A 17,105-nucleotide genomic window follows, 5' to 3' on the forward strand; every position below is an offset into this window, starting at 1 on the left:
CTCATTGTCGAAATGCCTGCATCCAGGCACCGAGGTGCCGAAGCAGCTTCAGACTGGCCTGAGGCTGACGACGCCCCACCCGCGTGATCATGTGAGCCTGCGAGTTCTGAAAGAGCGATGAGGCCACCGGCAGCGCGACAACCGACCCTTCCGCCAGCTCGTGCGCGACGGCGAATCTCGGCAGCAGCGTCATACCCATCCCCGCCACGACGGCTCGGCGCAGCACCGCCATCGAGTTGGTCTCGATCGCGACCTGCGGCCGCAACCCGGCTTGCTCGAATGCCTGATCGACCAGGCGACGCACGCCGTGGCCCGGTTTCCAGAGAGCCATGGGCGTCTCGCTCAGGCGTCGCAGCGTCAGAGGCGAGGCATCTTGGGCCAACGGATGATCGGCGGGACAGATGGCCAGCAGCGGCTGCCCGCTCGAGACCCAGAACCGGATCTGCGGGTGCACGCGTTCGTGAAACATCAGGCCGATATGCGCTCGGTCGTCGACGACGGATTCGATGATTTCATCGGTACCGGCCTGTTCGATATCCAGGCGAATGCCGCGGTAGCGCTCGGCGAACGCTTTCAGCGGTGCATCGATCAGGTCATTGATGAAGCCTTCGCCGACCACCAGCGAGATCGTGCCGGTCTCGAGACGCTGATAGGCCTCCAGTCTGCCGATGAACTCGTCGTCCAGCGCCCCTCGCTGCCGGCAGTAATCCAGCGCCATCTCGCCCACCGGCGTCGGCCGAATACCGCGAGGCGTGCGCTCGAGCAGAGGCGCCTCGAACGCCGATTCGAGCAGAGCGATCTGACGACTGACCGCCGAGGGCGCGATATCGAGCCTTGCCGCCGCCTTACGCAACGAACCGGACTCGACGGTCACGCGGAAATAGACCAGTCGCTGATGGGGAATATCCATGACGCGGGGCTCACATCGTCGGGTGTTGCCTGAATTAGCCCATTCCCGTCTATCCAGGTCAACAGCCGCCATCGCCACGCTGCAAGTCGGGTCGACTTTTTCCCGTCTTTGCTGTCAAAGTGACAACCCGCCGGTCACCCGACGTCCTCATCCGCTGTCACGGGAGTCAACCTATGTTCATCGCCATGAATCGTTTTCGCGTCAATCCACAAAGGACTGAGGAGTTCGAAGCCATCTGGCTCGAGCGGGAGACGCATCTTCAGGGCCTCCCCGGATTCGTCGAATTTCACATGTTGCGCGGTCCAGCCGAAGAGGATCACGTGCTCTATGCCTCGCATACGATCTGGCGTTCGCGGGAGGACTTCGAGGCGTGGACGCACTCCGAGGCGTTTCGCGCCGCCCACGCCAACGCCGGCCAGAGTCGACGAGAGGGGCTGTATCTCGGGCCGCCCAAATTCGAGGGTTTCGAGGTCATCCAGACGATCGAGAACGATGCCTGAAATGTCCATCCGGGGCCGTCACGAATGAGACGCTCGCTCATCGGGCTCGGTGGATACGTCACCTTGAGCCTGCTGCTGATCGCGCTGGTGACACCTTGTCTGGCCGACGATACCCCGCGCGCGGCGATGGCTATCGAGAAGGCCAGGATTCTCGAGCAGCGCATCGTCAACGAAGACACGATCGTTCCGGCCCCGGTCGCGACGCGACTGACCCCAGAAGGCACGCACGCCGTCGATCCGGATGGCACGGCACCGCTCGACGACGCGATCTCCTGTCTGGCGCGTTCGATCTACTGGGAAACCAAGGGCACGGATCAGCGGGAGATGGAGTCCGTCGCCAATGTCATCATGAATCGGCTCGGCAACGCCCGCTTCCCGACAACGCTGTGCGGTGTCGTGCAGCAGGGTTCCGAGACGGGGCGCTGCCAGTTCTCCTGGTGGTGCGACGGCAGACCCGATGAAGCCGATGAGCCCGACCAGTACGCGAAAGCGCTCGATGTCGCGCGCCGAGCCCTCAACGGCACGCTGCCCGACCGCACGGGAGGCGCCCTGTTCTTCCACCATCGTGACATCGACCCGGGCTGGTTTTCCGAGTTGATCATGACGGTCAAGACGCCGGAATTTTTGTTCTATCGTCTGCCGGGCTGATGATGGCCGTGGATGCTGACTCGCTGCTCGCCGCATTCGGCGAACCGCACGCCGCGCTCGCCGCCGATCTGCGAGCCGTTCGCGAGCCTTGGGTTCGCGATCTTGCCTGGCTGCTGCACGCACCGAACATGACGCTTTTCGAAGATATCAGGCGCCCATCGCTCGACGAGCTGGGCCTCGCCGATCGCGCTCGCCGGATCGCCTGGCTCGGCGCTCAGGAAGCGCTTACCGGCCAGTTTCGTCAGCGTCTCGACCAGCGGCGATCGCAGCGCCTCGGCATCTACCATGAAACGCTGTGGCAATGGATCTTCGCTTATGCCCCGCGCACGCGTCTCCTGGCCCACAACGTGGTACTGCGCGAGGGCAACCAGACTCGCGGCGAGCTGGATCTGCTTTACGCAACGCGTGAGACCTATTCCCTGGCGGCCCCTCGCCCGCCTCGCCTCTACCATGCCGAGCTGGCCATCAAGTTCTATCTGGGACTGGGAGACGGACCCGGGCACGATGGCAGCGCCGCGCGCTGGATCGGCGTCGGCAGCTTCGATTCGCTGGCGCTCAAGGCTTCGCGCCTGACCGACAGGCAGCTACCCATGGGGTTGTCGCCGCCGGCCCAAAAATGGCGCGAGCAGATGATTCCCGGCGCCCAGCTTCACCAATCCGTCATCATGCCGGGGCTCCTGTTTCATCCCTGGAACCGACGGTTGATCCTGCCGGACACGACACCCCGGCAGGCACTTCAAGGGCTGTGGTGTCAGGCTGGCGAGTGGCCGCAGCTGGCCGCGCAGCTTCCCGATCGCACCCGAGCACAGCGTCTGCTGAAGCCACACTGGCTGGCCCCGCAGGCGGGTACGACATTGACGCTAGCCGAAGTTGGCAGACTGCTCGAGAGCCACTTCGAGCATCATGGATCGCCGCTTCATATCCGGCTGACCCTGGCCAACCGGCGGCAATGTCGCTTGTTCGTCGTCAAGGATGGCTGGCCATCGATGGTGCCGCTGCCGCCGCCCAGCGCGCGTTGAGCCAGAGTGAAGCCAGTAAAATGATCGCCCCGAGGCTCAGACGGAGCAGATCGGCATCGCGATTCCAGATCAGCAAATTGACGAGCAGTCCCGCAGGAATGAGGGCATTGTTCATGACCGCCAGCGTGCCGGCATCCACCCGGCATGCTCCCTTGTTCCAGAGAAAATAGCCAAGACCGGAAGCCGCGATGCCCAACCACCCGAGTACGCCCCACTGCAGCGGTGTCGAGGGCAGCTTCGCGGCGTCGCCGAGCAGCCAGAAGGCGGGAACGGCTATACAGAGCGCACCGAGGTAGAACCAGCCGAAGAGATGTCGGTGCGCCACGCCCGGCGGCAAGCGTTGCGCCAGGTGGCGGTAGGCTACTTGGCCCAGCGCAAAGCTGAGATTGGCGCCCTGGACGACCAGAAATCCGAGCCAGTAGCCGGAGCTGACCTCGTCATAGCGAATGACCGCGGCGCCCAGCACCGCCAGCGCTGCAATGACGAGATAGCGCGCCGAGAAGCGCCGGGCCATCAGGTCATCGATCAAGGTGATGTACAGCGGCGTGAAGATCGTGAACAGGAGCACTTCCGGTACGCTGAGCAGCAGGAACGATTGATAGAAAAAGAGGTACATCACGCCGAGCTGGACCGCACCGATTGCCATCAGCCCGCAAGACAGCGAGACTTTCAGCCGCCCGGGACGCAAGAACGGGAGAAAAATCAACGTGGCCAGCGAGATTCGTGTCATCACGGCAAAGTAGCTATCGACCTGACCGGAAAGGTAGGCCCCGATCAGACTGAAAGAAAACGCCCAGAGTACGGTGACACCAACGAGATAGGACATGCAACGGTCAACCCTAAGGAGAAAACAAGTTGACGGCCATTATACGGCTACGACGCCTCCTGCCTAGTATCCGGCAATTCGCGTTTACCGCCACGAGCGGGCCTGGCTCGAAAACGGGCTGGAACGGTAAGGGACAGGGCACGCTGGAGATCATCGAAGCGAACGAGCAAGTTCGCTTTGTCGAGACCGGGCAGTTTTTGCTCGATGGGCAGTCTCGGTCCGTGCCCATGCGCAACGTCTATCGGTGGGTATCTGGCGACGAGAGGCTATCGCTGCTGCATGAGCGGAGAGGTCCCGAAGCCGCCGTGCATCTTTTTGACCTGGTGCAGGCAGAGGACGGCGAGTCACTTGTCAATGAAGCCGTACATCAGTGTGTCGACGACGCCTACAGTGCAAAGCTCACATTGAGAGAGGGAGGTTTCGATCTGAACTGGCGCATTGTCGGACCGAAGAAGAACGAAACTATCGACTATCAATATCGACGCTGATGAGCCCCCAGCCGGCCGGCGTCAGGAATCTGCAATACAGCCCTCCTGTGACGCCGGCCACCGCCGAACATTATCGTGTCGCGATGATCCAGACGGCGTGGATGATTCCCGGAATGTAGCCGAGAAGGGTCAGCACGATATTGATCCAGAACTGCAATCCCAGCCCGACCTGCAGAAAGACGCCTACCGGCGGCAGAATGATCGCAAAAATGATGCGAATGATGTCCATGAAGCCTCCTTTGCTCTTGATGGCGCCAGAACCGCGAAATTCACTGCTGACTGACGCCGTTCCTTATTGCTCGCTATTCGTTTTCGACTGCCGAGCCCGGCCATGTTGCGCTATGGGACCGCAGCAATCTTGTGCGGCCCCCGAAAGTGCCAAGCTCGGACAGCTCCCCGCCAGCATAGCGCCTCCCGCAAAAAAACGCCGCCACCGTTCATCGATCTTTCTGATCTTCATCGCGGCGGCTGACTTTTTCGCTGATCTGCCCGGCATCGGAAGCCAGTTGATCGTGAAACCGCTCCCACTCCTCCCAGTCATGGGGAGTGCCGCTTCGCGGCCCGTGTTCCGCGGCTTCCCGAGCTCGCTGCCATGCCTTCTCCTCCAGTGACTGCGGCTTGGCCTCCTCCTTGTCGAGCGGAATTCCCTGTTTGGCGAGGTAGTCGCGTGCGTTCATGGCCCCTCCAGAGAGTGTCGTCAGATTGAACCTGTCTCGCATGGATCCTGCCGAAAGAGATGGCAGCGACAGCGGCCACTTTCAATCCCTGAAGCGTAGCAGCAACGCTATTACCAATTTCAATTACGTTTTTTTGCAAATGAACTATTCTTAGTGTCAGGCGCCATCAGGCGCCGGTATCGCAACACCGATAACTAATGACACTCATAGCAAAAGGACTTCGCCATGAAAAAGGGACTGCTTACCGCCACGATCACCAGCCTGATTCTGCTGGGCGCAACCGGCACGGCGATGGCGCAAAGCGCCGCCATGGAGGATGCTTACGACGCGACGGATGAGCCGTTGGCTCAGGGCGACGGCGTTACCGCCTCGGGCGAGAGCACCGACATGGCATCCGGCCATAGCGCCGCCACCAATGAGTCCATGGACGCCGTCAGCGCGGAGACGCAGGACGTCAACAATGCCACGCAGACCGATGATCTCGATGAGCTCAACGCGTCAGGTCACAGCGATGCGGCCGCCGAAGCCATCGAAAGCCAGTAATCAAACGGCTTTTCCTTTGCGAAAACCGAGTGCAAGGGGCTTCGTGCCCCTTGCCGTGAACCGTTGACCACCGCAGGTCACTTCTTGGATCTCGATTGACGGGAGGCGAAGATGGCACGCTTCGTTGTAAAGCACGCAGAAGAGCCTCAGGCACAGGGCGCCCCCGCTTGGCTTGTGGTCGACTCGCACCTCAAACGTCAGGGAGCTGCGACGCCCGTCGCCTCTCGGCACGCGTTCAGAGAAGAAGCCGAGATGGAGGCGCAGCGCAGAAACGGAGATGATACTTCCCCCCTCGGCAGCGAGGACTGAAGCCGAATATTGTCCGGAGGACTCATGAAAAAAGCCATTGGTGCCGCGGTCGCGAACTGGCTGAGAAAGCCCGAGAACCGGGAGAAGGCCAAACAGACCGCCAAAAAAGCCTACGCCAAGTACCAGCAACGTAAAGGCGCTGCCAAACGCTGAGTGGCGCTTCAGACGCCGAGGATAAAGGTCGAACGGCGCTAGCCAGGCGGTGATCAGCCCTGCCGCTCACGCAGAGCCGACTGATTTGAATCATAGCTCCGTCGGTCCATCGGCAGCGCCCGCGCTGCAAGACCAGTTGCATGAGCTAACCATTTGGATTTACTATTGAAACCCCTTCGCGGGTGTAGCTCAATGGTAGTCCCGCATCCTCCCAGTTTTCCCCTCCAAATCATGCGCTTCCTAGCACCCTCGTCTCATTTTTCGACATCTGTCTCACAAATCAGGCCGGTGCTTTCCGATTGAGCATCTTTTCTGCTGCTGGTTACTACCTGCTAAATCCACTCGAGTCGTCGGCTTGTTGCAGATAATGACCGCTTAAATCAGCCCACCAAGACTTCCGTTATCACCTCCTTTGCAGCGGTCAGACAGCTGCATGTGAGTCGCGCTTTCATCCTGCACACACCAGCCCACTCTCGGCGATCTCGCGAGCTCGTGACGTTCCGATGCCATCGATGCGCGTCAAGTCATCGACACTCGACCAAGGGCGGCCATCGATGATGTCCTGCGCTCGGGCCGGACCAACATCGGGTAGTCGGTCGAGATCGTCGGCTGATGCCGTGTCGAGATCGATGCAGGCAGAGGTTGCACCGGAAAGCTGATCGCCCTCGCCCGCCAGCTCGTCCGCGCCAGCGAATTTCGCCCGCGCGTTGTCGGTGGTCAGGTAGATGGGAGCATGGTCTGAAACGATATCGCGCGCGGTGGCGTGATCGATGCCAAGAATCTCGGGAAAGCGGACGATGTCGGCGCTAGTGGCGTCGAGCTCGGCGGGGTCATACCAGAAATTGTCGTAGAGGTTGGCGTATTGACCGTCTGTTTCGCTCAGGGTGGTGGCGCCGCGGGTGATGGCCGGCTGGGCGCCGGTGTCGCGGAGCGGCTGCCAGGCGGGATCGCTGGGAGCCAGGTTGAAATCACCGGCAATCACGCGAGCGCTGTCCGGATAGACCTCGCGCATCCACTCCCAGATGCTTGCCAGCTCGCGGATCTCCGGCGTGCGATCGGCCCGGCTGTCGCCGTAGACGATGTGCACCGCGGCCATGGCGATCGTGTCGCCCGTCTCTTTGTCGCGGAACTCCGCCAGGTACGGCTCCCGCGCGAACAGATCACCGGGATCCAAATAAACCACGGCGCCCTGCGTGTACTCGACGGCGCTATCTCGCCAGAGGTAGGCGTAGCTCTCGCGATATGAGCTGCGCCCTACCGTATGCGAGGTCATCGAGCTCCACTTCTCGCCAGTCTGACGCTCCAACTCGTGCTCTAGCTCGGTGACGGCGTTTTCATCCATCACCTCTTCAAGCGTCCAAAGATCGGCCCCCTTGGCAACGTCAGCGACCGCGTCGAGGCGTTTGCCGTTGTTCCAGCCAAGATGCTTGAGGTTCCAACTGCCAACGGTGACGTCTGCCGCCGCATGATTGAATAGCGCCCACGCGCAATAGAGCACGATCCCTACCGTTAGTCGTCCTTGATACCGCATCTGCTGCCTGCTGCTCATAAGTTTGAGCCGGCACGGTAGCGGATACGGGTCAGGGCGTCGATTCGTCCCCATTGGAAGGCACTAAAAAGCCCCCGCCGCACGACGCGACAGGGGCTAATTGGACGCTATTGAGAATTAGATAAGCCGTTCTCGGCAATGCTCACTGCGCGTGCACTCCGCAGCGATCGTGTCGTCAGTGTCTTTGTCGCGGGACTCTGCCAGGTACGGCTCCCTCGCGAACAGATCGCCGGGATCCAGATGAACCACGGCACTCTGGATGTATTCTACGGCGCTATCTCGCCACATGATTAAAAGTTGCCCTCGCAGTGGGAGCTGCGATCCCAGCATGAGAAGCCGATTGAGCTCCATTCCTTACCTGTCTGTCACTCAAGCTCATGCTCGAGCTGTGTGACGGCGTTCTTATACATTACCTCTTCAAGCGTCCAGAGATCCGCGCCTTTGACAACGTCCGCGACAGCATCGAGGCGTTTGCCATTGTCCCAGCCGAGGTGGTAAAAACTCCAACTGCCTGTCCGCATAGTTCCGTAAGCGGATGCTGGGTAGAGCCATGCCAACATCACACACAATGCAATGCATGGAGACCCATAAGCGACCAGGGCTTCAATTTTTCTGTTCCTAGCTGTATTGTTATGTAAGCAATAAAATAGCTTATTATAAGAAAACATCCCCGGATCTACAAAATAAAACACTCGTAATACGCAGGCAAACTATGAGAAGCACATTCTACGCTAGCGCACTCAACATAAAGATGCACCCACATTCGCCTGACCATTACATCAGTGCGCTAAAACAGGTAGCAAAAAGCAGAATAGCCAAACAATATTATAGTGAAAGACATGCCTTAATTGGGCTTTTTTACCCCAGAGACAGAGATGCTCCATTGGAAGGTTATGAAGGAGAGCTAATATCCTTTGTTGACATTAACCCAGACGATCCTTGGCTAAACCTTAGTAGCGGAAAAACTGCTGGAGAGGATGAGCTGAGAAAGCTCAAAATACCTGATCACCTAAAGCCAGGAATGCGAAGATTCCATTTCGTATTCTTTCCGAAAACACATAGGCTAGTTTTTGAGTCAAAAAACACTAAAGGTGAAACACTAGGACCAAGCTCCGCTCAACGCGCCTTTGAGCGACTTTTAAATACTGAGGATTTAAACCTACTGTTTGGCCCTATAGATGTAATCGTGGAGCCTGAGAAAAACGCCCTCGATGAAATATTCAAAATCGAAAAGTTGAAATCTGTTACGATTTTTATTACCCGTCCAAATGGGGATGATACCGGAGACGCTGAGCGTGAAATAATGAGAAGGCTAGAAAAAATGAATGCTCAGTCTACCACTGAGGTATATAATGCCAGAAAAGGTGAGTCTCTCAAACTAGATGAAGAAGCCAAGTCCTACGCAGAAATTGGCAGCCATAACGGTTATGTTCAAGCCCGCGGCAAGAATTCCGCAAACGAGCCAGTATTTGAATCCACCGAACAGTACCCAATGAAAGAAAGAGGAACTGTTGAGGGAGATCAAGTACACTCAGAGTCTTTTTGGGACAAGGCAAAGGAGTTAGTCAGTCACATTACGAGACGATGAAATGTTAGATAAAGATGTGTACTTAAGCACCAAAGATATTTTCCAGAGATACTGGAGCATATATGGTGGGCGAAAAGCATTGTTAAAGTCGCCTTACCCTCATGTTTCATTTGTATTAACGATACTACTATTCCCCATCTGGTCAAAATCTGGATGGTGGGAAACTAGCTTGAGCGTCATGCCAAATATCTTGGGGTTCTCGCTTGGGGGGATGGCAATTTTTACAGCCCTCGGCGACGAAGGCTTTAGAAAGCTAATTTCGGGGTCAGAAGGTGATGCACACTCCCCCTTTCTGGCTTTGAATGCCACTTTCGTTCACTTCATAATTTTGCAAATACTTTCGATTATCACAGGCTTATTAAGCCAATCGATAAGCTTTTTACCCAGCTGCCTTTATGGATTTGCGCTAGTAGTTTGGTTTTTTAGCTACTTTATTTTTATATATGCGATTTTATCGGCTTTGGCTGCCACCATGGCTTTGCTACGAGCAGCATCTAGCTTCGATAAATATCAGTCGATGGGCGATAATAAACATAATAACGAAGCAGCTAATGAAGAGGATTAACAATCACTTCTTGACGGATTGCAATCGATAATTCAGTATGTCGATGCCGCTGCAAAATCAGCGGCCGGGTTTGGTCGCCCGAGATCACAAAGGCGCACGAGGGCGCCGCACGGCGCTTTTTTTGTGCCTGCCTGTTATGGCGGGCTGTGCGCGGGAGCCTTCGGGCTGCCGGTTTCTTTGTGGCCGGTCGACCAACCCGTGCACGGTCCGCCCCCATCCATTTGGTCGTGGATAGGCGGACTCCAAAACACAAAGGAGATCCTCCATGGCTACGCAGGCCACTACCGCCCTACCGGTTTTCACCGGCAGCATCGAGCAGGAAACCGCTCATCTGGTTGACGCACGCGCACTGCATCGCTTCCTAGAAGTTGAAACCCATTTTCGAACCTGGATCAGCCGTCGAATCGGAGAATACGGGTTCGCTGAGAATCAGGATTTTTTGGTCGCTCAAAATTGTGCGAACAAAGGTCGCGGTGGCGACAGGCGCTCAAAGGACTACCACCTCACCCTCGACATGGCCAAAGAGCTGTCGATGGTCGAGCGCAACGAGAAAGGCAAACAGGCCCGGCGCTACTTCATCGAGTGCGAGAAGCGGCTTCACGCGCGGGATCCGGAGGGTGGCCGACGCATTGCCCAGGAGACGATCGGCACCGATGGCCTGCATATGCTGCGCGAGCTGATCGCGAAGAAAGTCCGCCCATTGCCCGGCGCGGTTCGCCCCGGCGCCCAGCGGCGGCTCTGGAGTCTGGTGCACACCCGCTTCAACGTACCCAAGGGCGAGCTGATCGCCGCCAACGATCTCGACGCCGCGGCCAACTTTGTTGCCAGTGTGGCGATCGAGGGCGAGTACCTCGAGGCACCCAACCGCCAGCGCGCCCTGCCCGGTACCGGCGCCCCTACCGGCAGCCGGGAAGCAGAGACGCTCTACTACTCGCTGATCGCCTGGCAGCATCACGTCCAGGTGCTGTCGCGAGACTTTGAGCAGATCATCCGCCCGGTGATGAGCCGGTCCGCGCCAGAGCTCTGCGAGCGCTGGGCCAAGCGCTTCGACACCATCGACAACTGCGCGGGCGAGTGCATCGCCCTCGCCCGCCGGCCGCTCGACGGCGGCGTCATTCCCGCCAGCCCGAGCGTGCCGACCAATCAATGCCAGATGCTAGCGAGCCATGCCGCCGTGCTCGAGCGGGAGTTCGTCGAGATCGTCGGCCCCGCCATCCGCCCGCTGAACCGCCAGCTCTATGGCAACTGGCGCGAGCGTATCGGCGTGCTCTCTCGCTACCTGCGAGACGCCGCCGAGCGCTGACCTCGGCCACCAAACATAGCGCCTCGATTGGGGCGCTATCTGAATGGGCAGGCCCGGAATAGAGCAGGATCTTCAAGTCGCATTATCTCGCTTCGCACCACATAGGCCGGGCGACCTTCGTTGCGCGAGTGTTCTCGCTGATATTTAACGCAGATTAAATATCTGAATTTCGGGACGTTTTTACGCGATAGTTTTACACCAAAGTATTCTTGTATAAGTTTCTGGCGCCTGTCACTATGCCTTCGCCGATACGGACTATCGGCAGGCTTCAGCACTAGACGCTGAGATTGCTGGCAAGGATTGCCGGCCCACCTCTCCGAGCCAGGATGGTTCGGCGACGTACCAAGGAGTAAGGTCATGAAGCTTGAGATTTCCTGCCCGCGATGCGGACACGAAGATGCCCTACCTTCCGGCGCGGGCAATGACTGGGATGAAATCAGTTGCTCTGCCTGCGGCGAGTTCATCGCGACTCGAGACTACGCGTTTCCGCTGGCGTCTCGACGCTATCAGCACTACCTGCTGAGCCTCTCGATCGACACGCTCACCCAGATGTCCCGTTCCAGCGCGAAGAGCGCGATCATTATGGAGAATGCGGCATGATCAAGGTCACGCTGGGACTGACTTGCAGCGTTTGCTCGAGCCAGCAGTTTTACCTGCCGATCGAGCCCAGTGATGGTGATCGAGTGAAGTGCGCCAACTGCGCTGCGTATCGCTGCCGTGTCGACGATCTGGAGCGCGCCATGGTAGCAACGAGCAGGCGCCCCTCATCGACTAGGCCCGTCGCCGCCTAACGTCGAGAGAAATACCGATAAGCCGCGCCCTTTGTCTTTGGTCGCGGCTTTTTTCGAATCATGGCGTAACTGATAGCCTTTTCCCTGCAATTCCACCCCGAATAGACGATTTCGTCTATTTGCCTCGCTGTGCCTGTCTGCTTGATACTGTATGCGTATACAGTATTACAGGAGCACGCTGTCATGTCTGCCACCATGAAATCCGCGGTGTCGTATCAGTCACTCGCCCGCCGCATTCAGCAGCAGGTCGCGCGGGCGCGCGATCGCGAGCAGTACGCGGTCACCATCTATCGATTCGACGAGGATGACCCGGGCGCCTGGGAGCGCATCCTCGATGAGTTCTCGGAGCTCGATTATGTCTCGGTCTCGCGCGTCGGCCCGGCCGAGGCGCTGGTTTCCTGGAATCCGACCGAAGCGGAGGCGGCGTCATGAGTCTGCATGTCGAGATTGTCGGGCGGCTGGACCCGACCCTGCCTGCGCCACCGCTGCCGCTCGCCGGCGGCGAGGTGCGCGCCGGCTTCCCCTCGCCCGCCGATGACTACCTGGAGGGCGAGCTCAACCTCAATGAGCTGCTGATCCACCACCCGAGCGCGACGTTTCTCGTCTACGCCAAGGGCCATTCGATGGAGCGTCACGGGATCTACGACGGCGACCTGCTGATCGTCGATCGCTCACTCGAGCCGGGCATCGGCGACGTCGTCGTGATGGCCGTCGATGGGGAGCTGACGTGCAAACAGCTGCAGCTGATCGGCAAACGCCACTACCTGGTCTCCGGTAGCGAGCAGTTCCCGCCGATCCCGCTTGCCGGCTGCGATTGCCATTGCTGGGGCGTGGTAACCGACAATATCCACTCGCTGAGACGCCGGCGATGAACATCATCGGACTGGTCGACTGCAATAATTTCTATGCGTCGTGCGAGCGGGTGTTCCGGCCAGACTGGGAGAGCTGGCCGGTGGCAGTGCTGTCGAACAACGATGGCTGCGTAATCGCCAGGTCGAACGAGGCGAAAGAACTCGTCGAGATGGGCGCGCCAACTTTCAAGATACCGCCAGCGGCACGACGCGAGCTGATCCTGGTCTCGTCGAACTACGCACTCTATGGCGACATGAGCCGGCGCGTGACGACGACGCTGCGCGAGTTCACGCCGGACGTGGAGATCTACAGCATCGACGAGTCGTTTCTCGGTTTCGACGGTTTCCCACTCGACCAGCTCGAGGACCACTGCCAACGGCTGCGTTACGTCGTGCGGCGCAATACAGGCATTCCTGTCAGCGTTGGGCTATCGACCAGCCGAACGCTGGCGAAGGTGGCCAACAAGCTCGCGAAGAAGATCGCGGCGTATGAGGGCGTGTGCCTGCTCCAGCCCGACAGTGAGATCACGCGCCAGATACTCGAAGATCTGCCGGTCACCGACCTGTGGGGCGTCTCCGGCCGGCTTGGTCAGCGCCTGAGCCAGATGGGTATCGTCACCGCCTGGCAGTTGCGCGAGGCCGACCCGAAACGCATTCGCGCCCGGTTCTCGGTCGTGCAAGAGCGCCTGGTCTACGAGCTGCGCGGTATCGACTGCATCGACACTGACGACCTGGCCGAGCCGAAAAAGAACATCATGACCAGCCGGTCGTTCGGCCGATTGACGAGCGACCCGCACGAAGTGCGCGCAGCGATCCGGGCACACGCCGCCCGCGGCGCCGAGAAGTTGCGGAAACAGGGATCGGTCGCGAGGGCAATTCAGGTACATCTCAAAACGAACAAGCACCGCGAGGATCTCGCGCAATATCACCCGGCGCTTGTCGTTCAGCTCCCCCATCCATCGAACGACACGCGCGTGATCGTTGGTGCAGCACAAGCAGCACTCCAATGCCTATGGCGTGACGGCTATCGCTACATGAAGGCGGGCGTGATGATGCTGGATCTCGTCGACCGCGAGACGCTGCAGCACGACATCTTCGATTCGCCGGAGAGCGATGCCGAGCGTGAGCGGTCGGCCAAGGCAAGCGCTGTCATGGACGAGTTGAACCGCAAGATGGGGCGCGGGACTGTGCGGCTGGGCGGAACGAAGGGGAAGGCAGATTGGAAGCTGAAAGCGGAACTGCTGACGAAGAGGTATACGACGAGATGGGACGAGCTGCCGATCGTATCGCTGAAATAAAGAAGGCCTCGCCCGTAGGCGAGGCCAAAACTACTGATCACACAATGACAATCTGAGTATCGCCCCCGTGCCAGGGCGCTGAACGCTGATATTGCCGACACGGGATGTAATCGATTGGCTATACGTCACTCGTCGACGATCAGGCCCTGCACGTGATCGCCCCATGGTCCGTAGCGTTGCCAGATCTCTCGCCGCACATCCGCGCGCGGTCGCTCGAAACAGTACGCGACGGCATCAATGCGGCCGCGCTGGTAATACGCAGCGGTACCTGACTCGAACAAATGTAGCGGCCCAGTGAGAGCTTCGAGAGCCGACCGATCGGCTTGCATCCAGCCGTCGCGGGGGAATATCTCCGCGACCTCCTCGACGAATCCCAAGTGGTAAATCATCAGCGCCCTCTCCGAATCCGTCATCCGCCCTCCAGAACGAAAAAACCCGGCCACGGGGCCGGGAATCAGATCGCAGAGAACCGGTGCCCCGGCCCTGAAAGTGAATATAGGTAACGCGATAGATACACGATGTAGCAGATTGCCGCCGCGTGCTGTGGGTGATCGCTTACAGCGGATTGATCAGCGCCGCGTTACGATCGTCACCAGGTTTGTTGACTGCCGTGCTCACAGTCCAATGCTCGATCAGCGACGCATCAACATGCCGAGTGACGCCACGGATGGCGTCGCGCTCTGTGAAGTGCGGGTCGAGCCACGGCTCGAGCGAGTCGTCGGAAAGTGCCAGCGGCATTCGGTCGTGAACCTCACGAGCACTACCCCGCGCGGGCTCGGTGATGATCGCGACGCCAGGCGGCAGATCGTCGCCGCGCTCGGTCCAGATGCCGGCGAGATAAAGCGTCTGCCGGTCGGTGCGCGTTAGATAGTGCGGCTGCTTGCGACCATCGACCAATAGCCACTCATACCAGCCGTCCGCTGGAATCAGGCAGCGGTGGCGCTGGAACGCCGGCGCGAAGTATTTGGAGGTGGCCACGGTTTCGGCCTTGGCGTTGATCGGCTGCGGGGCTTTAGCATCGGCCCAATGCGGCCGATAGCCCCACCAGAGCCGGTCGATCGTGACTGGCGCATCGTCGTCTGCACGGCGTGCGACGCTGATCAACGTGCCCGGCGGCACGTTGTAGCGAGGCTCGACGTCAGCGAAGAGGTCAGGCTGATGGACAGCCTCGGCGAGCGCTGAGAAGTCGAGGGAATGAAAGGCGAATCTTCCGCACATGGTGTAAAAAACAACGTCGAGAAACAGGGGAACACTGACAATGTCGAACTACCAAAAATTCCAAGATAGCATAGCCGCTGCAGACCAACTTGTAGATATGTATAAGGAATTACGGCGATCAAGAGATATTGGCGCCAGGGGAAGGCTAGATGAAGCAAATTCAGATCTACTTTGGCTACCGAGGTCTGCTGTAGTTGCCTCTCTATCAGCATTAGACTCTTATATACACGGAGTTTTGTATGAAAAGATTCCCGAAAAAATGAGGAACAACGAAGTCTCAACATCCCTAGCTAATGCAATGTCATCCATAATCCCTATAAAAAATGCAGACGGCTTCAAGAAAGCACTTCCAATGATATCATCAAGCAGCTCAATCGAAGCACTGACAAAAAAGCTCGAATCAGAAACCTTGTCATTTCTTTCATACCAAGCCCCAGAAAAGATAATAAAAGGATATTCATTGATCGGGCATGATAATATTTTTGACGAGCTCTCCAAGATATGGCAAGGCCCGCGATCAACGGAAAAGGAGCTGAAGGATAAACTCGAGGGCTATGTAAAAAGGCGCAACCAGATAGCCCACGAAGGAGATCGAGAATCCAATGGCTCTCCACGACCCATGCAACCAGCCTATGCCAATGACTGCAAAACCTTTATTGAGAGCCTTGCAGCGAGACTAGATCGCATAGTGTATCTGCATTGATGTATTTGCCATGTCCAACTTAGGAGTAAATTAGCCGCCTCCGCGGTGTCGCACCACCCACTCCGATCACTAATTTCTATTACGAATACTCCGCTGTCCAACTCTCTCTGATCACCTATGTCACTCGATCAGAATAGGCCAGCGGGCTCGCTGGCCATGTCCCAGTTGAAGATGAGCACCTCTTTCGCGTCCTGCCCCTTGCCGCCGCCTACGGTGTAACGGATGCCTGTCGACTCGATGTGATAGTCGGCGAAGATTCGGCGCACTTCGGGATGGTCATTCAGTGAAATGATTGCCTTACCCTTGATCCGGCCAATCATATCGGCGAGCTGATCGTACTGCTCTACGCCAAAATCGACGCCATAGCCGGCGGTCTCCCAATAGGGCGGGTCCATGTAAAACAGTGTATGGGGGCGATCGTATCGCTCGACGCACTCCTGCCGTGACAGATGCTCGATGTACGTGCTCGAGAGACGAAGATGCGCCGCCGAAAGCGATTCCTCGAGCCGCAGCAGGTTGAGCCCAGGTGGCGCCGTTGTCGCCGTCCCGAACGCCTGCCCCTCGATCTTTGCACCGAATGCCAGCTGCTGCAGGTAGTAGAACCTGGCAGCGCGCTGGATGTCGGTCAGCGTTTCCGGGCGCGTCATCTGCTGCCATTCGAAGATTTGCCGACTCGACAGCGCCCACTTGAACTGACGAACGAACTCCTCGAGGTGGTTCTGGACGACGCGATAGAGATTGACCAGGTCGCCGTTGACGTCGTTGATCACTTCGACGTCGGCCGGCTGCTGGCGAAGGAAATACAGTGCCGCGCCGCCGGCGAACGGCTCGACGTAGCACTGATGCGAGGGCATGAGGGGAAAGATGCGATCAGCCAGACGACGCTTGCCGCCCATCCAGGGAATGATTGGTGTTGCCACGAGGGTTTCTCCGGGGTCCGGGGCTCGTGGCCCTCTGAGTATGAAAGTGCCCGCAGCGCGGGCATTTGATTTCGAGTAGCTGGAATTCGCTGGCACGGGCCAGCATGCGGTTACAGCGACCGCATCGGATTTCATTGATTGCCATGTCAAGCCTGTTGTCGCGGGGACTGTTGGCCTAGACTCGCTTCGCCTCGCGCGAGGCGGGGAGCCCTGGCCGGCTTGCAGGCGTGCTCTGCATGTTGGGGC

At 58.5% G+C, this 17,105-nt stretch carries 23 protein-coding genes; 14 read left to right on the forward strand and 9 right to left on the reverse strand.

The features are described from left to right. Position 1: 1 nt before the first annotated feature. Positions 2-910 carry a LysR family transcriptional regulator gene (locus tag IE125_RS15890; RefSeq protein ID WP_189445658.1) on the reverse strand — a complete coding sequence of 303 codons (909 nt, stop codon included), beginning with the start codon at positions 908-910 and terminating at the stop codon, positions 2-4. Between the two features lie 173 nt (positions 911-1,083). On the opposite strand from IE125_RS15890, the gene hmuQ reads away from it, so the two are divergent. From hmuQ to IE125_RS15905, 3 genes are read left to right on the forward strand one after another with little or no spacing between them, the layout of a single operon-like run. Continuing rightward, positions 1,084-1,410: a heme-degrading protein HmuQ gene (gene hmuQ, locus IE125_RS15895; protein ID WP_189445659.1), complete on the forward strand. Its 327-nt coding sequence runs from the start codon at positions 1,084-1,086 to the stop codon at positions 1,408-1,410. Positions 1,411-1,434: 24 nt separating this feature from the next. Then, positions 1,435-2,058, forward strand: coding sequence for a cell wall hydrolase (locus IE125_RS15900; protein WP_189445660.1), 624 nt, complete (start codon positions 1,435-1,437; stop codon positions 2,056-2,058). A gap of 8 nt (positions 2,059-2,066) precedes the next feature. Then, positions 2,067-3,077: a DUF1853 family protein gene (locus IE125_RS15905; protein ID WP_189445661.1), complete on the forward strand. Its 1,011-nt coding sequence runs from the start codon at positions 2,067-2,069 to the stop codon at positions 3,075-3,077. Here the strand turns inward: IE125_RS15905 and IE125_RS15910 are convergent. After that, on the reverse strand, positions 3,025-3,903 hold the full coding sequence (locus IE125_RS15910; protein WP_189445662.1) for a carboxylate/amino acid/amine transporter: 879 nt from the start codon (positions 3,901-3,903) through the stop codon (positions 3,025-3,027). The two genes, IE125_RS15905 and IE125_RS15910, sit on opposite strands and share 53 nt — an antisense overlap. A 29-nt stretch (positions 3,904-3,932) precedes the next feature. Between IE125_RS15910 and IE125_RS15915 the strand changes: the two genes are divergently transcribed. Then, complete coding sequence (locus tag IE125_RS15915) at positions 3,933-4,391, forward strand: DUF6314 family protein (RefSeq protein ID WP_189445663.1); 459 nt, start codon at positions 3,933-3,935, stop codon at positions 4,389-4,391. Positions 4,392-4,461: 70 nt separating this feature from the next. On the opposite strand, the gene IE125_RS15920 is transcribed toward IE125_RS15915, so the two are convergent. Both IE125_RS15920 and IE125_RS15925 read right to left on the reverse strand, forming a co-directional pair. Continuing rightward, positions 4,462-4,620, reverse strand: a complete 159-nt coding sequence (locus IE125_RS15920; RefSeq protein ID WP_035471155.1) for a YqaE/Pmp3 family membrane protein — start codon at positions 4,618-4,620, stop codon at positions 4,462-4,464. A gap of 208 nt (positions 4,621-4,828) precedes the next feature. After that, a complete protein-coding gene (locus tag IE125_RS15925; RefSeq protein ID WP_189445664.1) occupies positions 4,829-5,068 on the reverse strand; it encodes a hypothetical protein in 240 nt (79 codons plus the stop codon). Positions 5,069-5,293: 225 nt separating this feature from the next. On the opposite strand from IE125_RS15925, the gene IE125_RS15930 reads away from it, so the two are divergent. Beyond that, positions 5,294-5,611, forward strand: a complete 318-nt coding sequence (locus tag IE125_RS15930; RefSeq protein ID WP_189445665.1) for a hypothetical protein — start codon at positions 5,294-5,296, stop codon at positions 5,609-5,611. Between the two features lie 333 nt (positions 5,612-5,944). Continuing rightward, on the forward strand, positions 5,945-6,073 hold the full coding sequence (locus tag IE125_RS19335) for a hypothetical protein (protein ID WP_268249116.1): 129 nt from the start codon (positions 5,945-5,947) through the stop codon (positions 6,071-6,073). Between the two features lie 448 nt (positions 6,074-6,521). Here the strand turns inward: IE125_RS19335 and IE125_RS15935 are convergent, their stop codons facing one another. Further along, the gene (locus tag IE125_RS15935; RefSeq protein ID WP_229809164.1) at positions 6,522-7,604 is read right to left on the reverse strand and encodes a helix-hairpin-helix domain-containing protein; all 1,083 of its coding nucleotides are present in this window, start codon (positions 7,602-7,604) and stop codon (positions 6,522-6,524) included. 730 nt (positions 7,605-8,334) lie between these two features. On the opposite strand from IE125_RS15935, the gene IE125_RS15940 reads away from it, so the two are divergent. The 7 genes from IE125_RS15940 to IE125_RS15970 all read left to right on the forward strand — a co-directional run bounded on the left by IE125_RS15940 (position 8,335) and on the right by IE125_RS15970 (position 14,018). Further along, complete coding sequence (locus IE125_RS15940) at positions 8,335-9,210, forward strand: DUF4747 family protein (protein ID WP_189445666.1); 876 nt, start codon at positions 8,335-8,337, stop codon at positions 9,208-9,210. A 1-nt stretch (position 9,211) separates the two neighbouring features. Next, positions 9,212-9,775, forward strand: a complete 564-nt coding sequence (locus IE125_RS15945; RefSeq protein WP_229809165.1) for a hypothetical protein — start codon at positions 9,212-9,214, stop codon at positions 9,773-9,775. A 265-nt stretch (positions 9,776-10,040) separates the two neighbouring features. After that, on the forward strand, positions 10,041-11,078 hold the full coding sequence (locus tag IE125_RS15950; RefSeq protein WP_189445667.1) for an antA/AntB antirepressor family protein: 1,038 nt from the start codon (positions 10,041-10,043) through the stop codon (positions 11,076-11,078). 357 nt (positions 11,079-11,435) lie between these two features. Next, the gene (locus tag IE125_RS15955; RefSeq protein ID WP_189445668.1) at positions 11,436-11,678 is read left to right on the forward strand and encodes a hypothetical protein; all 243 of its coding nucleotides are present in this window, start codon (positions 11,436-11,438) and stop codon (positions 11,676-11,678) included. Positions 11,679-12,052: 374 nt separating this feature from the next. Beyond that, complete coding sequence (locus IE125_RS15960) at positions 12,053-12,301, forward strand: DUF1654 domain-containing protein (RefSeq protein ID WP_189445669.1); 249 nt, start codon at positions 12,053-12,055, stop codon at positions 12,299-12,301. Further along, positions 12,298-12,741 (forward strand): LexA family protein, encoded by a 444-nt coding sequence (locus IE125_RS15965; protein ID WP_189445670.1) that lies wholly within the window; start codon positions 12,298-12,300, stop codon positions 12,739-12,741. Before IE125_RS15960 ends, IE125_RS15965 begins: the two co-directional genes overlap by 4 nt. Continuing rightward, complete coding sequence (locus IE125_RS15970) at positions 12,738-14,018, forward strand: Y-family DNA polymerase (RefSeq protein ID WP_308430155.1); 1,281 nt, start codon at positions 12,738-12,740, stop codon at positions 14,016-14,018. The genes IE125_RS15965 and IE125_RS15970 overlap by 4 nt, the downstream gene beginning before the upstream one ends. A 125-nt stretch (positions 14,019-14,143) precedes the next feature. Here IE125_RS15970 and IE125_RS15975 read toward each other — a convergent pair whose 3' ends face one another. Both IE125_RS15975 and IE125_RS15980 read right to left on the reverse strand, forming a co-directional pair. Then, complete coding sequence (locus IE125_RS15975; RefSeq protein WP_189445671.1) at positions 14,144-14,431, reverse strand: hypothetical protein; 288 nt, start codon at positions 14,429-14,431, stop codon at positions 14,144-14,146. A gap of 142 nt (positions 14,432-14,573) precedes the next feature. Continuing rightward, the gene (locus tag IE125_RS15980; protein WP_189445672.1) at positions 14,574-15,236 is read right to left on the reverse strand and encodes an SOS response-associated peptidase; all 663 of its coding nucleotides are present in this window, start codon (positions 15,234-15,236) and stop codon (positions 14,574-14,576) included. 40 nt (positions 15,237-15,276) lie between these two features. Between IE125_RS15980 and IE125_RS15985 the strand changes: the two genes are divergently transcribed. Beyond that, complete coding sequence (locus IE125_RS15985) at positions 15,277-15,939, forward strand: HEPN domain-containing protein (RefSeq protein ID WP_189445673.1); 663 nt, start codon at positions 15,277-15,279, stop codon at positions 15,937-15,939. A gap of 128 nt (positions 15,940-16,067) precedes the next feature. Here the strand turns inward: IE125_RS15985 and IE125_RS15990 are convergent, their stop codons facing one another. After that, on the reverse strand, positions 16,068-16,859 hold the full coding sequence (locus tag IE125_RS15990; RefSeq protein ID WP_189445674.1) for a DNA adenine methylase: 792 nt from the start codon (positions 16,857-16,859) through the stop codon (positions 16,068-16,070). Continuing rightward, positions 16,810-17,004: a Com family DNA-binding transcriptional regulator gene (locus tag IE125_RS15995; RefSeq protein ID WP_268249117.1), complete on the reverse strand. Its 195-nt coding sequence runs from the start codon at positions 17,002-17,004 to the stop codon at positions 16,810-16,812. The genes IE125_RS15990 and IE125_RS15995 overlap by 50 nt, the downstream gene beginning before the upstream one ends. Positions 17,005-17,105: the final 101 nt, after the last annotated feature.

It is taken from the genome of Salinicola rhizosphaerae, from assembly GCF_014652715.1.
GTDB lineage: Bacteria > Pseudomonadota > Gammaproteobacteria > Pseudomonadales > Halomonadaceae > Salinicola > Salinicola rhizosphaerae.

Bases quoted from the DNA above. Each gene is read 5' to 3' on its own strand.
- IE125_RS15890 (WP_189445658.1), bottom strand. From the start codon at position 910: ATGGATATTCCCCATCAGCGACTGGTCTATTTCCGCGTGACCGTCGAG.
- hmuQ (WP_189445659.1), top strand. From the start codon at position 1,084: ATGTTCATCGCCATGAATCGTTTTCGCGTCAATCCACAAAGGACTGAG.
- IE125_RS15900 (WP_189445660.1), top strand. From the start codon at position 1,435: ATGAGACGCTCGCTCATCGGGCTCGGTGGATACGTCACCTTGAGCCTG.
- IE125_RS15910 (WP_189445662.1), bottom strand. From the start codon at position 3,903: ATGTCCTATCTCGTTGGTGTCACCGTACTCTGGGCGTTTTCTTTCAGT.
- IE125_RS15920 (WP_035471155.1), bottom strand. From the start codon at position 4,620: ATGGACATCATTCGCATCATTTTTGCGATCATTCTGCCGCCGGTAGGC.
- IE125_RS15925 (WP_189445664.1), bottom strand. From the start codon at position 5,068: ATGAACGCACGCGACTACCTCGCCAAACAGGGAATTCCGCTCGACAAG.
- IE125_RS15930 (WP_189445665.1), top strand. From the start codon at position 5,294: ATGAAAAAGGGACTGCTTACCGCCACGATCACCAGCCTGATTCTGCTG.
- IE125_RS19335 (WP_268249116.1), top strand. From the start codon at position 5,945: ATGAAAAAAGCCATTGGTGCCGCGGTCGCGAACTGGCTGAGAAAGCCC.
- IE125_RS15935 (WP_229809164.1), bottom strand. From the start codon at position 7,604: ATGCGGTATCAAGGACGACTAACGGTAGGGATCGTGCTCTATTGCGCG.
- IE125_RS15940 (WP_189445666.1), top strand. From the start codon at position 8,335: ATGAGAAGCACATTCTACGCTAGCGCACTCAACATAAAGATGCACCCA.
- IE125_RS15945 (WP_229809165.1), top strand. From the start codon at position 9,212: ATGTTAGATAAAGATGTGTACTTAAGCACCAAAGATATTTTCCAGAGA.
- IE125_RS15950 (WP_189445667.1), top strand. From the start codon at position 10,041: ATGGCTACGCAGGCCACTACCGCCCTACCGGTTTTCACCGGCAGCATC.
- IE125_RS15955 (WP_189445668.1), top strand. From the start codon at position 11,436: ATGAAGCTTGAGATTTCCTGCCCGCGATGCGGACACGAAGATGCCCTA.
- IE125_RS15960 (WP_189445669.1), top strand. From the start codon at position 12,053: ATGTCTGCCACCATGAAATCCGCGGTGTCGTATCAGTCACTCGCCCGC.
- IE125_RS15965 (WP_189445670.1), top strand. From the start codon at position 12,298: ATGAGTCTGCATGTCGAGATTGTCGGGCGGCTGGACCCGACCCTGCCT.
- IE125_RS15970 (WP_308430155.1), top strand. From the start codon at position 12,738: ATGAACATCATCGGACTGGTCGACTGCAATAATTTCTATGCGTCGTGC.
- IE125_RS15975 (WP_189445671.1), bottom strand. From the start codon at position 14,431: ATGACGGATTCGGAGAGGGCGCTGATGATTTACCACTTGGGATTCGTC.
- IE125_RS15980 (WP_189445672.1), bottom strand. From the start codon at position 15,236: ATGTGCGGAAGATTCGCCTTTCATTCCCTCGACTTCTCAGCGCTCGCC.
- IE125_RS15985 (WP_189445673.1), top strand. From the start codon at position 15,277: ATGTCGAACTACCAAAAATTCCAAGATAGCATAGCCGCTGCAGACCAA.
- IE125_RS15995 (WP_268249117.1), bottom strand. From the start codon at position 17,004: ATGGCAATCAATGAAATCCGATGCGGTCGCTGTAACCGCATGCTGGCC.